Source organism: Streptomyces sp. NPDC026589 (assembly GCF_040638385.1).
Taxonomy (GTDB): Bacteria; Actinomycetota; Actinomycetes; order Streptomycetales; family Streptomycetaceae; genus Streptomyces.
The window spans coordinates 78,229-92,084 of the sequence record NZ_JBEZYG010000013.1; the positions used below are offsets into that span (position 1 = coordinate 78,229).

Genomic DNA, 13,856 nt, shown 5'->3' on the forward strand with positions numbered 1-13,856 from the left:
AACACTCACTCCCGCTCCCGGCCCACGAGACCTCAGGCGGGCCGCTTCAGCACGGTCAGGCTGCGCCCGATCAGCGTGACCCGTTCGCCCTCGGCGACCTTCGGTCCCGCCCCCGGCTCCACCCCGTCCGGCCGCGCGGTGTCGACGACGACCTGCCACTGCTCCCCGTGGCCGACCGGAACGGCGAACTCCAGCGTCTCGGCGCTCGCGTTGAACATCAGCAGGAACGAGTCGTCGGAGATCCGCTCGCCGCGCGGCCCCGGCTCCGAGATCGCGTGCCCGTTCAGGAACACGGTCATCGCCTTGGCGTGGGCCGCCTGCCAGTCCCGCTGCGTCATCTCCTCGCCCTCCGGGGTGAACCAGGCGATGTCGGAGAGCTCGTCGTGGGTGCCCTCCACCGGCCGTCCGTGGAAGAAGCGGCGGCGCCGGAAGACGGGGTGGTCGCGGCGGAGCCACACCATGGCCCGGGTGAACTCCAGCAGGGTCGAGGCGGGGGCGTCGGCCTTCTCGTCCGGATCGGGCCAGTGCACCCAGGCCAGCTCGTTGTCCTGGCAGTAGGCGTTGTTGTTGCCGTTCTGCGTACGGGCGAACTCGTCGCCGTGGCTCAGCATCGGCACGCCCTGCGAGAGCATCAGCGTGGCGATGAAGTTCCGCATCTGGCGGGCCCGCAGCTCCAGGACCTCCGGGTCGTCGCTCTCGCCCTCCGCGCCGCAGTTCCAGGACCGGTTGTGGCTCTCGCCGTCCCGGTTGTCCTCCCCGTTGGCGTCGTTGCGCTTGTCGTTGTACGAGACGAGGTCGTGCAGGGTGAAGCCGTCGTGGCAGGTGGTGAAGTTGATCGAGGCGAGCGGGCGGCGGCCGTCGTCCTGGTAGAGGTCGGAGGAGCCGGTGAGCCGCCCGGCGAACTCCGCCAGGGTGCGCGGCTCGCCCCGCCACAGATCGCGGACCGTGTCGCGGTACTTGCCGTTCCACTCGGTCCACAGCGGCGGGAAGTTGCCCACCTGGTAGCCGCCCTCGCCGACGTCCCACGGTTCGGCGATCAGCTTCACCTGGCTGACCACCGGGTCCTGCTGCACCAGGTCGAAGAACGAGGAGAGCCGGTCCACCTCGTGGAACTGCCGGGCGAGCGTCGCCGCGAGGTCGAAGCGGAAGCCGTCCACATGCATCTCGGTCACCCAGTACCGCAGCGAGTCCATGATCATCTGGAGGACGTGCGGGGACCGCATGAGCAGGGAGTTCCCCGTGCCCGTGGTGTCCATGTAGTAGCGCTGGTCGTCGGTGAGCCGGTAATAGGAGGCGTTGTCGAGGCCGCGGAAGGAGAGCGTGGGACCGAGGTGGTTGCCCTCGGCGGTGTGGTTGTAGACGACATCGAGGATGACCTCGATCCCCGCCTGGTGGAGCGCCTTCACCGCCTGCTTGAACTCCAGCACCTGTTCGCCGCGGTCGCCCCAGGAGGCGTACGTGTTGTGCGGGGCGAAGAAGCCGATGGTGTTGTAGCCCCAGTAGTTGGCGAGCCCCATGTCCGAAAGCCGGTGGTCCTGCACGAACTGGTGAACGGGCATCAGCTCGATCGCGGTGACCCCCAGTTCGGTCAGGTGGGCGATCACCTCCGGGTGGGCGAGACCCGCGTACGTGCCGCGCAGCTCGGGCGGGAGGCCGGGATGCAGCATCGTCAGGCCCTTCACATGGGCCTCGTAGATCACCGTGCGGTGGTAGTCCGTCCGGGGGCGGCGGTCGTCGCCCCAGTCGAAGTACGGGTTGACCACCACCGAGCTCATGGTGTGCGGGGCCGAGTCGAGGTCGTTGCGGGCGTCCGGCCTGCCGAACGGATAGCCGTACACCTCCTCGCCCCACTGGATCTTTCCGGCCACCGCACGGGCGTACGGGTCCAGCAGCAGCTTCGCGGAGTTGCACCGCTGCCCGCGCTGGGGTTCGTAGGGGCCGTGCACCCGGAAGCCGTACCGCTGACCCGGCATCACCCCGGGCAGATAGGCGTGGCGCACGAAGGCGTCGGTCTCGCGCAGCTCCACCGCCGTCTCCGAACCGTCGTCGTGCAACAGGCACAGTTCGATCCGGTGGGCGGCCTCGGAGAAGACCGCGAAGTTGGTGCCGGCGCCGTCGTACGTGGCGCCGAGGGGGTAAGCGTGTCCCGGCCAGACCTGCATGATGAAGACTCTTCCCACTTCTGATCCGGGTGCGGTGGCTTTCCTCGGCCCGATGCTTCCCGAATACTCCCCGAAAACACGGTGCTCACCTAGGACGTCGCCCGGTGCGGCCGGGTCCCGTCGCCGGACCCGGGCCGCACCGGTCAACTTCGGACACTCCCGTGCCGCCCCGGACGCGCTTCCGGGCCCCGTCACCCGGTGGGCGTCCGGTTCCCGCCCTGGGGCAGGGGCCCGAATCGCTATGAATCCGCTCACTCCACCCGATCTTGCCGCAAGGAACAAGCCTTACACGCAGGGGAGTTGAGAAAGTCGCCTGCGCATCGGGCTGCGTTGGATCGTGGTCCCGGAGTACCCTTCCTTGATCGTTGGGTGGGGGAGTGGAAGGCGGTACGCGGGTGAGCTCGGGAGGGTTCGAGCTGCCCCCAGGTGACGCAGGTCACGAGGGGGAATCGACCGATGCCCCGCCCGGGGCGGTGTCCCTCGCGCAGCCCATGGAGATCGGCGCCGAGCTGGACTGGGGCTCGGAGGCCTGGAACGAGGTGCGCACCCGGGCCCAGCGGGCCGGGCGCGCCTATATCTGGCTGAATCTGGTCGAACAACGTCTGCGGGCCGTCGTCGCCGCGGTGCTCCGGCCGATCTACGAGCCGGTGCACGGCGAGGAGTGGGTGGTGGCCGCGGCCGGACCGGCCGGGCAGGAGTGGGTGCAGCGCGCCGTCGCCGTACGCGAGGTCTCGCGCCGCAAGGGCTATCTGCTGGACCCGGCCGACGACAACGTCCTCAGCTTCCTGACGCTGCCGCAGCTGCGTGAGCTGATGGTCCAGCACTGGCCCTGTTTCGAGCCGTACTTCGACGACCGGCGGGACGTCGAGCTGGCCCTGGACGAGCTGGAGGTCGCACGCAACGTCGTCTCCCGCAACCGCGCGCTGAACGAAGCGGTCCTCGCCCAGGCGGAGCGCGCCTCCGCCCGGCTGCTTGACATCCTCGGCAGCGGGGCGGGGGTGCCCTCCGCGGACCGGCTGCCGGTCGACGCGGTGGAGGAGCTGGTCGGCGACCGCTATGCGGACGTGGTCTCCGTCCACCCCGACCGGGTCCGGCTCCAGCGCCAGCTGCCCGCCGAGGACCTCTTCGGCGGGGCACGGCGACTCGACGCCATCGGCATAGGGCTCAACCTGCTCGTCCAGAACTTCTCCGGCCGCCGGCTCGTCCGGCTCGCCGAATCGGGCTGCCGGGTCCGGCTGCTGTTCATCAACCCGGCCAGCAGCGCGGTGCGCCGCCGGGAGCGGGAACTCGGCCTCAAGAAGGGCGAGCTGAGCCGCTCGGTGGAGATGAACATCCTGCACATGCGCCGGGTGCGCTCCAAGCTCCGCGACCCGGGCGCGTTCGAGATCCAGGTCTTCGACGAGACCCCGCGCTTCACCGCCTACCTGGTGGACGGCGACGGCCCGGACGCCGTGGGCGTCGTCCAGCCCTATCTGCGGCGGGCCCGTGGCATGGAGGCGCCCGTCCTGGTGCTGCGCGGCGGGGGCCGGCGGACGGTGGTGCGGGCGGGTCAGGACAGCGAGCACGGCCTGTTCGAGACATACCGCGAGGAGTTCGAATCGGTCTGGACGGACTCCCGGCCGGTCTCCTGAGCCGGCGGGCCCGCCCGCTCTCCGGCCCTGCCCCCTGACGGACCCGCCCGTCCTCCTGAGCCGACGGGCGCGCCTTGCTCTCCTCACCGGCCCGCCCGGTCTTCTGACGGGCCGTGGCCGGCCGCGGCCCTCCCCGGGGCGCTGTCAGTGGCCCGTGCGAAGGTGGTCAGCACATGGGGGAGCGCACCACGAAGGAGGTATCGGGATGAGCTGGCACCGGGGAACACTGGTCGGCTTCGACCTGGAGACGACGGGGACCGACGTCGAGAACGACCGGATCGTCACCGCCGCACTGGTCCGGCTGGACGCGGACGGGACGGTCGCCGAGCAGCGGACCTGGCTGCTCGACCCGGGGGTGGCGATACCCGAACAGGCCTCCGCGATCCACGGTATCGGCACCGACCACGCCCGCAGGCACGGGTCGCGGGCCGCCCCGGCGGTCGAGGAGATCGCACACGCGGTCGCCGAGGTGCTGCGCTCGGGCGTCCCGCTGGTGGTGATGAACGCCCGCTACGACCTCTCGCTGCTGGACCGCGAGTGCCGCAGGTACGGGCTGCCATCGGTCGACGAGCGGGTCGGCGGAGCGCCCTCGCCCGTCATCGACCCGCTGGTGATCGACAAGCACGTCGACAAGTACCGCAGGGGCAAGCGGGCCCTCCAAGCACTCTGCGACCACTACGGGGTCACGCTCGACGGAGCCCACGAGGCGAGCGCCGACGCGGTGGCCGCCGTACGCGTGGTGCGCCGGATGGGAGAGCGGCACCGCCCCGTCGGCACCCTGCCGCCCGCCGAACTGCACGCCCTTCAGATCCGGGCGGCCGCCGAGCAGTCGGCCTCGCTCCAGGCCTACCTGCGCCGCTCGGACCCGACGGCCGTGGTCGAGGCGTCCTGGCCGGTGATCCCGCGCAGCCGGTGATCCCGCGCAGCCGCTGAGCCGGGGCGGGCGGGACGGAAGCCCCCCGCGTCAGTTCGCGGCGGGGGAGGCCTTGTCGTCCGCCTCGATGTCGAAGTTGATCTGATCGCCGTCGACCGAGGTGACGGTGGCCGTCACGCCCAGGGTGCTGCCGTCGCCCGCCGTGAGGGTGCAGCGGGTCTCGGTGCCGACCTTCCCGGCGAGGTCCTCGGGGCACGTGACGTCCGGTTCCGGCTGGCCCGTCGTCTCGGCGAGCTTCTTCGCGACCGTGGCGGACAGCTTGTCCTTGGACAGCTTCGACTCGGAACTCCCCACACTGGCCGAGGCCGAGCAGCCGACGAGCAGCGCTCCGGCGGCCAGGGCCGAGAGGCTCCATGTCACTGCGGTCGAGCGGGCCATGGGCATGGGAAGGCTCCGGTTCGCATGGTGCGGGACAGTCGGCGGAAGCATACGTGGCACCGTGCGGCCGGCAGGCCGCCGGAGGGCGTCGGCCGTTCAGAGCAGCACGGCGCCGAGCACGAGTACGGCGGCCAGCGCACTGAGGCCCTGGACCAGGGTGGCCGCCGTGTGCGCCCGGTACGCGGTCTTGACGTCCATTCCGGAGAACTGGGTGACGACCCAGAAGTACGAGTCGTTGACATGGCTCACCACCATGGCGCCGGCGCCGATCGCCAGCACCGCCATCACCTGGCCGATGGGGATCGAGCCGAGCGTTCCGTCCAGGCCCAGCGTGGGCAGCAGCGGGTGGGCGAGGGTGGAGGTGATGATGAGCGCGGCGGTGCTGCTGCCCTGCGCGGTCTTGAGAAGCGCCGCGATCCCGAACAGCACCAGGAGGGCGGTCACTCCCCTCAGCGCCGAGCCGTCCCCGATGAGGGTGCCGATGTAGTCGGCCAGCGGCGTCCCCTTGATCACCGCGCCGAACGCGCCGCCCGCCCCGGTGATGACGAGAATCGGCGCCGCGTCGACCAGGCCCTCGGCGACCCAGGTGGTGAGCGCCTTGGCGTCCCGCCGCGGCGGGAGCAGCGCGAGTGCCAGGACGACACCGATCAGCAGGGCGTTGACCGGGGAGCCCAGGTCCGTGAGCAGGGCTCCGAGGGCGCCGTCGACGAGCGTGGAGTCACCCGAGGGGAAGGCCGCGACCGAGCCGGTGGCCATCAGGACGATCGGGACGAGGATCGGAGCCAGCGCCCGGCCGAGCCCCGGAAGCCGCTCGAACTGCTCCTTGTACTCCTCGAAGGACTCCTCGACGTCGGGCAGCGAACTCCGCATGTCCTGGGTGCGACGCAGGGCCCAGACCAGTCCGGCCAGCGCGGCGACCAACGAGACCGGGATGCTGAAGAGGATGACCCACACCAGTCCGTCCGACCCGATGCCCACGTTCCCCGCCGCGGCGATGGGACCCGGCGTGGGCGGTACGAAGGTGTGCGACGCGTACAGGCCGGTGGCCAGCGCCGTGCCCAGGACGACCGGGTTCTTGCCGGTCCTGCGGGCGATCGACCGCTGGAGCGGGGACAGCACCACGTAGCCGGAGTCGCAGAACACGGGAATGGAGACGACCCAGCCCATGACCGACATGGCGAGCGCCGGATGCCGTTTGCCCACGACCTTGAGCACGGCCTCGGCGAGGGTGACCGCCGCACCCGTGCGCTCCAGGACCTTGCCGATGATCGTCCCGAACAGAATCACCAGGCCGATACTGGCCAGAATGGAGCCGAACCCCTCGGCGATGGTGGCTCCGAGGTCGTCGACGAAGGGTTTGTCCGCCCCGGTCGCCGCCCCGATGCCCATCGCCGCGAGGCCGAAGCCGTACGTGGCGATGACGATGGCCAGGAAGGGGTGCAGCCGGAACCGGCCGCACAGAACGATGATCAAGACGATGCTTATCGCGAGGGCGACGAGCAGGGACGGTCCTGCGGTGCTCATGGGACTCCTTGGGTGGAAACCGGAACACTCGGGAAACGAACGGTCCGTGAGAGCACTGTAGGAATCGCCCCACCCGTGGGACATCGGCTCGGCAGACGAAGTTCCCCCGGTCCTGGCCGGGCGTCTCTGTGCATGTGCACAAGCGCCCGCGGAAGGAACCTCGACATCCCGGTCACTCCGGCTCGGACAGCTCCTGCAGGTGCAGCGCGACCTGGAGGACCACCGCGTCCTGGAAGGCGCGCGGGTCGCGGCCGGTGAGGTGCTCCACGCGTCCGAGGCGGTAGGCCAGGGTGTTGCGGTGGACGTTCAGAGCGGTCGCGGCGTCGCCCACGTTCCGGTCGTGCGTGAAGTACACCCGCAGGGTGTGGCGCAGCTCCTCGGGCAGCGCCCCCACGATGCGTGCCGCCGCACCGCGCCGGGTCCCGGGGTCGAGCCTGGCGAGGAGGACCGGCAGCTCCAGACTGGACAGGTGCACCACACCGCGCAGCCGCCGCCGCAGCGCGAACCCGGCCTGCGCGGCCCGTTCGAGGAGCGTCGGGAAGTCATCGGCGCGCCCCGCGTCCAGGCATCCGATGTCGCTCTCCGCCCGGCACAGCAGCGAGATCCGGTGCCGCAGCCCGACTCCGGCGGACCCGCCGGCCACCACCCACAGGACGCCGTTCGTGTCCGGCGCGATGATGGTGGCGGCCTCGTCCGCCTCCAGCCGGCGGTACCGCTCCGCGGGGTCCTCCGGATCGCCCAGGGGGCCGCGGCCGGGCCGTGACGTCACGCCGTCGATCACGAACAGGTGGTACGGAGGCTCCACCCGGCAGCCCGCGAGCTGCTGCCGCTGCCGCCAGCCCGCCCCGGTCAGACCTCCGGTGCGCAGGTCCTCGATCAGCTGCAACCGCACGCGGTGGCGCCAGCCGGCCTCTCCGAGGAACGCCTGCTGAGCGACCATGAGTTCGGCCATCCTCGCGATGGCCCGGGCGATCTCGCCCACACGCGCGGGGTCGCCGCTCACACCGACGACGCCCACGATCTCGTCGCCGAGCCGCAACGGCAGATTGACTCCGGCGAGCGTCCCCGTCAGGGCGTGGGCCTCTTCGCTGGTGACGGCGAACAGCCGCCCCGTCCGCAGCACACGCAGCGCCCCCTCGTGGAGGCTGCCCACCCTGGACCGGTCGCTGCTGGCGATGATGATGCCGTGATCGTCCATGACGTTCACCCGGACGCCGAGCCGATCGACGATGTCGCCCACGATGGCCTGAGCCGCGACGCCGTCCATCATCCGGTCCTCCCGTCGCCGACCCTGCCGGAACCGGAACCGGAACCGGAACCTGAACCGGTACTGGCACCTGAACCGGAACCACGGGAGTCGTCGAGCGCTAGAACGGATACCACCGAACCGCCGCGTCCCCCTCGCGCAGCGATGCCACCCGACGGCGGAATTCGGCGAGCGCCTTCGGGTTGGCCGGGGCGTGCTGGGAGACCCAGGCGCAGCTGGCCGTCTCCCGGGCGCCGCGCAGCACCGCGCACCCCTCCCACTCCCGGACGTCCCAGCCGTACGCGGAGGTGAAGGCGTCGTAGGCGGCGGGGTCGAGGCCGTAGCGGTCGCGGGAGAGGGCGAGAACGACCAGGTCGTGCTCGCGCAGATCGGCGGAGAACGTCTCCAGGTCGACCAGGACCGGGCCGTCGGGCCCGACGTGGACGTTGCGCGGGAGCGCGTCGCCGTGGATCGGTCCCGGCGGCAGATGCGGAACGAGCGCGGCGGCCGCGGCCGCGAAGCCGTCGCGGCGCTCGCGGAGGTAGTCGGCGTCCGCCGGGTCGATCGCCTCTCCCGCCAGGCTCAGCCAGCGCTCCACGCCGCCCAGCAGCTCGCGGCGCGGCAGGGTGAAGCCGACCGGGGCGGGCAGCGCGTGCACCAGGGAGAGCAGCGGTGCGAGGTCGCGCGGCTCGGCGGGGCGTACGGGGTCGGGAAGCCGGTGCCACAGCGTCACGGGGTGGCCCTCGACCAGGCGCGGCCCCCGCTCGGCCGCGCGGACGGCCGGGACGCCGGACGCGGCGAGCCAGTCGGCGAGGGCCACCTCCCGCTCCGCCCGCTCGCGCAGCTCGGGGTGGCCGGTGGCGTCCCGGCCGACCTTGATCACCAGGTCGCCGGCGGCGAAGACCGCGTTCTCGCCCAGCGCGAGCAGCTCAGCCGCGCCGGGAACGCCGGCGGCCGTCAGCACCTCGCGCGCTCGCATCTCGTCCATGGGTGCGATTTTGCATCCCCGCAGGCCACCTTGACGAACCGATGCCCCGTCAGCACGATGACGGAGGCCTCCCGGGCAGGAGGAACGGGATGAAGTCCGTCTCAGCCGCATCAGGGAGATACGGGGCAAAGGGGTCTACTTCGTGACATCGGTGACCGCGGCGAAGCGGCCCGGACCTGACGACCCGCACAGCGGGCGCACCGGACCGGACGGGCAGGGCGGGCGGGGCGGACGCGCGGGGGGCTCCGGCCGCCCGGGACGGCCGGGCCGACCGGAACGCAAGGCGTTCGGGGACCGGGCCGCCTGGTTCCTGGTGCTGCCCGCGCTCATTCCGATCCTGCTCCTCAGCGTCGGACCGCTGCTCTACGGCCTCGCTCTCGCCTTCACCGACGCGCAGTCCGGTCGCACCCGCTCCACCCAGTGGATCGGCACCCTGAATTTCCAGGACCTGCTGCACGACACCCTGTTCTGGGACTCGTTCCGGATCGGCCTGCTCTGGGCCGTGGGCGTCACCGTCCCGCAGTTCCTGCTGGCGCTCGGCCTCGCCCTGCTGCTCAACCAGAACCTGCGGATGCGCTGGCTGGCCCGGGCGCTGGCGATCATCCCCTGGGCGATGCCCGAGGTCGTCGTCGGCATCATGTGGCGGCTCGTCTACAACCCGGACGCCGGCATCCTCAACGAGACCGTCCGCGACCTCGGACTCGGCGACGGCCGGGACTGGCTGACCGGCCTCGCCACCGCGCTGCCCGCCGTGATCCTCGTCGGCATCTGGGCGGGCATGCCCCAGACCACCGTGGCCCTGCTCGCCGGACTCCAGAACACCCCGCGCGAACTGCACGAGGCGGCCGCCCTGGACGGAGCGGGCGCGTGGCGGCGTTTCCGTACCGTCACCTGGCCCGCGCTGAAACCGATCGCGCTCGCGATCTCCGCGCTCAACCTGATCTGGAACTTCAACTCCTTCGCCCTGGTCTACGTCCTGACCAGTGGCGGACCCGGCGGCCGGACCCGGCTGCCGATGCTCTTCGCCTACGAGGAGGCCTTCCGGTACGGGCAGTTCGGGTACGCCGCGGCGATGGGCTTCGTGATGGTCGCGGTGATCTCCGTGCTCCTCGCCGTCCACCTCGTCGGCCGGCTCAGGGGAGGCGAGGACCGATGAGGCGCGGACCGATGGGGCGGAAGCCGGCGGGGGCCGGGTCCGCGAGGCGTGGACCGGCGGGGCGGGAGCCGACCGGCCTGCGCACCAGCGCGTCCGCGCGGGCCGCTCAGTACCTGGCACTCCTGGCGTATCTGGTCTTCCTCGCGTTCCCGTTCGTGTGGCTGATCTCGACCGCCTTCAAACCCGCCCGCGAACTGGGCTCGCTCCACCCCACCTGGATCCCCGAGCAGCCCACCCTGGACAACTTCCGGCAGGCCTTCGACGAGCAGCCGCTGCTCCAGGCCGCCGCCAACTCCCTGATCGCCGCCGTCGGCGCGGCCGTGATCGCCGTCGTGATCGCCACCCCGATGGCCTATGTGATGGCCCGCCACCGGGGCCGGCTCGCCGCCGCCGCGACCGGCTGGGTGGTCGTCAGCCAGGCGTTCCCGTTCGTCCTGGTGATCATCCCGCTCTTCCTGATCCTGAAGAACCTGCACCTGATCAACACCCTGTGGGGGCTGATCATGGTCTACGTCGTCTGGTCGCTGCCCTTCGCGCTGTGGATGCTCGCCGGATACGTACGGGCCGTGCCGACCGAGCTGGAGGAGGCCGCCGCCGTCGACGGGGCGGGCCGCGTACGGACGCTCGTCTCGGTCGTGGCCCCGCTGCTCGCCCCCGGGATCGTCGCCACCGCGCTGTTCGCGTTCATCACCGCATGGAACGAGTTCTTCTTCGCGCTCGTCCTGCTCAAGACCCCGGAGAAGCAGACCTTGCCGGTCGTCCTCACCCACTTCCTCGGCGCGGAGGGCGTGGCCGACCTCGGCCCCCTCGCCGCGGCCGCCTTCCTCGCCACACTCCCCTCCCTCGTCCTCTTCGCTTTCATCCAGCGGCGGATCACCGGCGGGATGACGGCCGGGGCGGTGAAGAACTGATGCGCGCCGCGGCCCGGCGGGCGGCGACCGCCGTCGCCGTACTGGCCCTGCTGCTCACCGGCTGCTCCGGCGACGGCGACGACGGGCGGGACGCGGACGGCACGATCCGGCTCCGGTTCCAGTCGCTGGCCTGGCAGAAGGAGTCCGTCGACGCCAACAAGCAACTGGTGAAGGAGTGGAACGCGGCCCATCCCGATGTCCAGGTGGACTACGTCCAGGGCACCTGGGACAGCGTCCACGACCAGCTGCTCACCTCCTTCGAGGGCGGCGAGGCCCCCGACGTCATCCACGACGCCTCCGACGACCTGGCCGACTTCGCGTACGGGGGCTACCTCGCCGACCTGCGCCCCCTTCTCCCCGACCGGCTCAAGGCCGACATCCCCGAACAGTCCTGGCGCACCACCACGTTCGGCGAGGGCGTGTACGGGGTGCCTTTCCTCCAGGAGCCCCGGGTGCTGATCGCCAACACGAAGCTGCTGAAGGACTCGGGCGCGCGCGTCCCGACCCCGGAGCGCCCCTGGAGCTGGAAGGAGTTCCGGCAGGTCACCGACGAGCTGACGGGCAAAGGGCGGTACGGGGTCGCCTGGCCGCTGAAAGAGCCGGTCTCCGTCACACTCAACCTGGGCCTGTCCGGCGGCGGACAGCTCTTCCACCGCGACGACGACGGCAAGGCGGTCCTGCGCTTCGAGCCGGGCGACGGCGTGGTGACCGGCACCATCCGCGACCAGGTCAACACCGACGGGAGCGCGGCCCGCGGCGCGCTGGGCATGGGCGGGTCGGACGCGCTGCCCGGGTTCTTCGGCGGCAAGTACGCGATGCTCCCGCTCGGCTTCTCCTACCGCCAGCAGATCATCCAGCAGGCCCCCGAGGGGTTCGACTGGACGGTTCTGCCGATGCCCGCGGGCGCCGGCGGCGCGGTCCAGGGCGTGAGCCCGCAGACGCTGTCGGTCGCCGAGGAGAGCCCGCACAAGAAGGAGGCCGTCGCGTTCATCGACTTCCTGCTGCGCCCCCCGAACATGGTGCGCCTCGCCCGGGGCGACTGGATGCTGCCCACCGGTACGGAGGCCCTGGCCGACCCGTCGCTGCGGGGGAGCGAGCACGGCTGGGCCGTCGGCACCGCGCTCGCGCGGGGGCTGCGCCCGGCACCCGCCCAGTCGGTGCGCGGCTACCCCGAGTGGAAGGACAAGGTGGCCACCCCCGCCCTCCAGGAGTACTACAGCGGCGCGATCGACACCGACGAGCTGCGGAAACGGCTGGTCGACGACGGAAACCGGGTGCTGGCCCGCTACCAGCGCTGATCCCGGCCAGGGAAACAGGTTGCACGAGACGTCTCGTCTCGCCTAGGGTGTGCGGCATGACGGAATCCCCGCGTGCCCACATCGCCATGTTCTCCATCGCCGCCCACGGACATGTGAACCCGAGCCTCGACGTCATCCGCGAACTCGTCGACCGTGGACACCGCGTCAGCTACGCCATCCCGGCCTCCTTCGCCGAAAAGGTCGCCGCCACCGGCGCCCGGCCGGTGATCTACACCTCGACCCTGCCGACCGACGACGACCCCGATGCCTGGGGCACCGAGCTGATCGACAACATCGAACCCTTCCTCGACGACGCGCTCCAGGCGCTCCCGCAGCTCGCCGAGGCCTTCGCGGGCGACGAGCCCGACCTCGTCCTGCACGACATCACCTCCTACCCCGCCCGGGTCCTTGCCCACCGCTGGGGCGTTCCCGCCGTCTCCCTCTGGCCCAACCTGGTCCCCTGGGACGGATACGAGCAGGAGGTCGGCGAGCCGATGACCGCCGAGCTGAAGCAGACCGAGCGCGGCAAGGCGTACTACGCGCGCTTCGACGACTGGCTCGCCGAGAACGGCCTCGGCCATGTTCCCAGCGACGACTTCGTGGCCCGCCCGCGCTTCGGCATCGTGCTGATCCCCGAGGCGCTCCAGCCGAACGCGGACCGGGTGAACCGCGAGATGTACACCTTCGTCGGGGCCTGTCAGGGCGACCGCGCGGACCAGGGGGAGTGGGCCCGGCCCGCCGGGGCGGAGAAGGTGCTCCTGGTGTCGCTGGGCTCCTCGTTCACCAAGCAGCCCGCGTTCTACCGGGAGTGCGTCGAGGCCTCTCGCGGCCTGCCGGGCTGGCACGTGGTGCTCCAGATCGGCGCCCACGTCGACCCCGCCGAACTCGGAGACGTACCGGGCAATGTGGAGGTACGCACCTGGGTGCCGCAGCTGGCCGTCCTCAAGCAGGCCGACGCCTTCATCACCCACGCCGGCGCGGGCGGGAGCCAGGAGGGGCTCGCCACCGGCACCCCGATGGTCGCCGTCCCCCAGGCCGTCGACCAGTTCGGCAACGCGGACATGCTCCAGTCGCTGGGGGTGGCCCGGCACCTCCCGATGGAGGAGGCCGACGCCGCGAGCCTGCGCGAGGCCGTGCTGGCTCTGGTGAACGACCCCGAAGTGGCCGCCCGGTGCGAGCGGCTGAGCGAGCAGATGGCGCGGGAGGGTGGCACCCCGCGGGCCGCCGACCTCATCGAGGCCCAACTGTCGCGCTGAGCGGAATCGCCTGAGCGCTATCCGGACGTTCTCCGTCCCGCCCCGACTGCCGCGACCAGCGGTTCTCCGGGGCGGGACGTCCGTTTTTCGGCTCTGTGAAGCCTCTGTCGCGCCGGGTCCGGTCGGCGCATCTGCACGCACGCCCTCGCGATTTCACACCAGGGGCCGGGTGTTCACCCCTCTCGCGCACACCTTCACGGACCTTCACGAGTCTTCACGTCCGGTCACTCCCGCCCCACCGGCCCCGGCGGCGCCCCGGTAGCGGCCGGACGGTCGGTGTCCGACGCTTCAAGTGCGGCTCTGAGCAGGCGATATGCGAGGCGGTGCGTGCTCGCGGGGCGGTCCGGGGCCGGTCGATCCGGGCGGCCCGGA

The 13,856-nt window shown here is 71.5% G+C and carries 11 protein-coding genes; 6 read left to right on the plus strand and 5 right to left on the minus strand.

Annotation, left to right across the window (positions count from 1 at the left end):
* Nucleotides 1-32 precede the first annotated feature (32 nt).
* The gene (gene glgX, locus AB0F29_RS22640; protein ID WP_361874655.1) at nucleotides 33-2,162 is read right to left on the minus strand and encodes a glycogen debranching protein GlgX; all 2,130 of its coding nucleotides are present in this window, start codon (nucleotides 2,160-2,162) and stop codon (nucleotides 33-35) included.
* Nucleotides 2,163-2,557: 395 nt separating this feature from the next.
* Here glgX and AB0F29_RS22645 point away from each other — a divergent pair, with 395 nt between their 5' ends.
* Nucleotides 2,558-3,793 (plus strand): SAV2148 family HEPN domain-containing protein, encoded by a 1,236-nt coding sequence (locus AB0F29_RS22645; protein ID WP_032790987.1) that lies wholly within the window; start codon nucleotides 2,558-2,560, stop codon nucleotides 3,791-3,793.
* A gap of 205 nt (nucleotides 3,794-3,998) precedes the next feature.
* Nucleotides 3,999-4,709, plus strand: coding sequence for a 3'-5' exonuclease (locus AB0F29_RS22650; RefSeq protein ID WP_361874657.1), 711 nt, complete (start codon nucleotides 3,999-4,001; stop codon nucleotides 4,707-4,709).
* A gap of 48 nt (nucleotides 4,710-4,757) precedes the next feature.
* On the opposite strand, the gene AB0F29_RS22655 is transcribed toward AB0F29_RS22650, so the two are convergent.
* From AB0F29_RS22655 to AB0F29_RS22670, 4 genes are all read right to left on the minus strand, one after another.
* Nucleotides 4,758-5,111, minus strand: coding sequence for a DUF4333 domain-containing protein (locus AB0F29_RS22655; protein ID WP_018956834.1), 354 nt, complete (start codon nucleotides 5,109-5,111; stop codon nucleotides 4,758-4,760).
* A gap of 90 nt (nucleotides 5,112-5,201) precedes the next feature.
* Nucleotides 5,202-6,629, minus strand: a complete 1,428-nt coding sequence (locus AB0F29_RS22660) for a GntP family permease (RefSeq protein ID WP_361874659.1) — start codon at nucleotides 6,627-6,629, stop codon at nucleotides 5,202-5,204.
* Nucleotides 6,630-6,801: 172 nt separating this feature from the next.
* A complete protein-coding gene (locus tag AB0F29_RS22665) occupies nucleotides 6,802-7,899 on the minus strand; it encodes a sugar diacid recognition domain-containing protein (protein WP_361874661.1) in 1,098 nt (365 codons plus the stop codon).
* A gap of 97 nt (nucleotides 7,900-7,996) precedes the next feature.
* On the minus strand, nucleotides 7,997-8,863 hold the full coding sequence (locus AB0F29_RS22670) for an aminoglycoside phosphotransferase family protein (RefSeq protein ID WP_361874662.1): 867 nt from the start codon (nucleotides 8,861-8,863) through the stop codon (nucleotides 7,997-7,999).
* A gap of 142 nt (nucleotides 8,864-9,005) precedes the next feature.
* Here AB0F29_RS22670 and AB0F29_RS22675 point away from each other — a divergent pair, with 142 nt between their 5' ends.
* The 4 genes from AB0F29_RS22675 to mgt are packed head-to-tail and all read left to right on the plus strand — an operon-like array spanning nucleotide 9,006 to nucleotide 13,484.
* Nucleotides 9,006-10,019 (plus strand): sugar ABC transporter permease, encoded by a 1,014-nt coding sequence (locus AB0F29_RS22675; protein ID WP_361874664.1) that lies wholly within the window; start codon nucleotides 9,006-9,008, stop codon nucleotides 10,017-10,019.
* An 11-nt stretch (nucleotides 10,020-10,030) separates the two neighbouring features.
* Nucleotides 10,031-10,930, plus strand: coding sequence for a carbohydrate ABC transporter permease (locus tag AB0F29_RS22680; RefSeq protein WP_361874666.1), 900 nt, complete (start codon nucleotides 10,031-10,033; stop codon nucleotides 10,928-10,930).
* Complete coding sequence (locus tag AB0F29_RS22685) at nucleotides 10,930-12,228, plus strand: sugar ABC transporter substrate-binding protein (RefSeq protein ID WP_361874668.1); 1,299 nt, start codon at nucleotides 10,930-10,932, stop codon at nucleotides 12,226-12,228. The genes AB0F29_RS22680 and AB0F29_RS22685 overlap by 1 nt, the downstream gene beginning before the upstream one ends.
* 56 nt (nucleotides 12,229-12,284) lie before the next feature.
* On the plus strand, nucleotides 12,285-13,484 hold the full coding sequence (gene mgt, locus AB0F29_RS22690) for a macrolide-inactivating glycosyltransferase (protein ID WP_361874670.1): 1,200 nt from the start codon (nucleotides 12,285-12,287) through the stop codon (nucleotides 13,482-13,484).
* Nucleotides 13,485-13,856: the final 372 nt, after the last annotated feature.

What these genes read in the sequence shown, in the direction of transcription:
- glgX (WP_361874655.1), bottom strand. Translation starts at nt 2,162, where the DNA reads ATGCAGGTCTGGCCGGGACACGCTTACCCCCTCGGCGCCACGTACGAC.
- AB0F29_RS22650 (WP_361874657.1), top strand. Translation starts at nt 3,999, where the DNA reads ATGAGCTGGCACCGGGGAACACTGGTCGGCTTCGACCTGGAGACGACG.
- AB0F29_RS22655 (WP_018956834.1), bottom strand. Translation starts at nt 5,111, where the DNA reads ATGCCCATGGCCCGCTCGACCGCAGTGACATGGAGCCTCTCGGCCCTG.
- AB0F29_RS22660 (WP_361874659.1), bottom strand. Translation starts at nt 6,629, where the DNA reads ATGAGCACCGCAGGACCGTCCCTGCTCGTCGCCCTCGCGATAAGCATC.
- AB0F29_RS22665 (WP_361874661.1), bottom strand. Translation starts at nt 7,899, where the DNA reads ATGATGGACGGCGTCGCGGCTCAGGCCATCGTGGGCGACATCGTCGAT.
- AB0F29_RS22670 (WP_361874662.1), bottom strand. Translation starts at nt 8,863, where the DNA reads ATGGACGAGATGCGAGCGCGCGAGGTGCTGACGGCCGCCGGCGTTCCC.
- AB0F29_RS22680 (WP_361874666.1), top strand. Translation starts at nt 10,031, where the DNA reads ATGGGGCGGAAGCCGGCGGGGGCCGGGTCCGCGAGGCGTGGACCGGCG.
- AB0F29_RS22685 (WP_361874668.1), top strand. Translation starts at nt 10,930, where the DNA reads ATGCGCGCCGCGGCCCGGCGGGCGGCGACCGCCGTCGCCGTACTGGCC.
- mgt (WP_361874670.1), top strand. Translation starts at nt 12,285, where the DNA reads ATGACGGAATCCCCGCGTGCCCACATCGCCATGTTCTCCATCGCCGCC.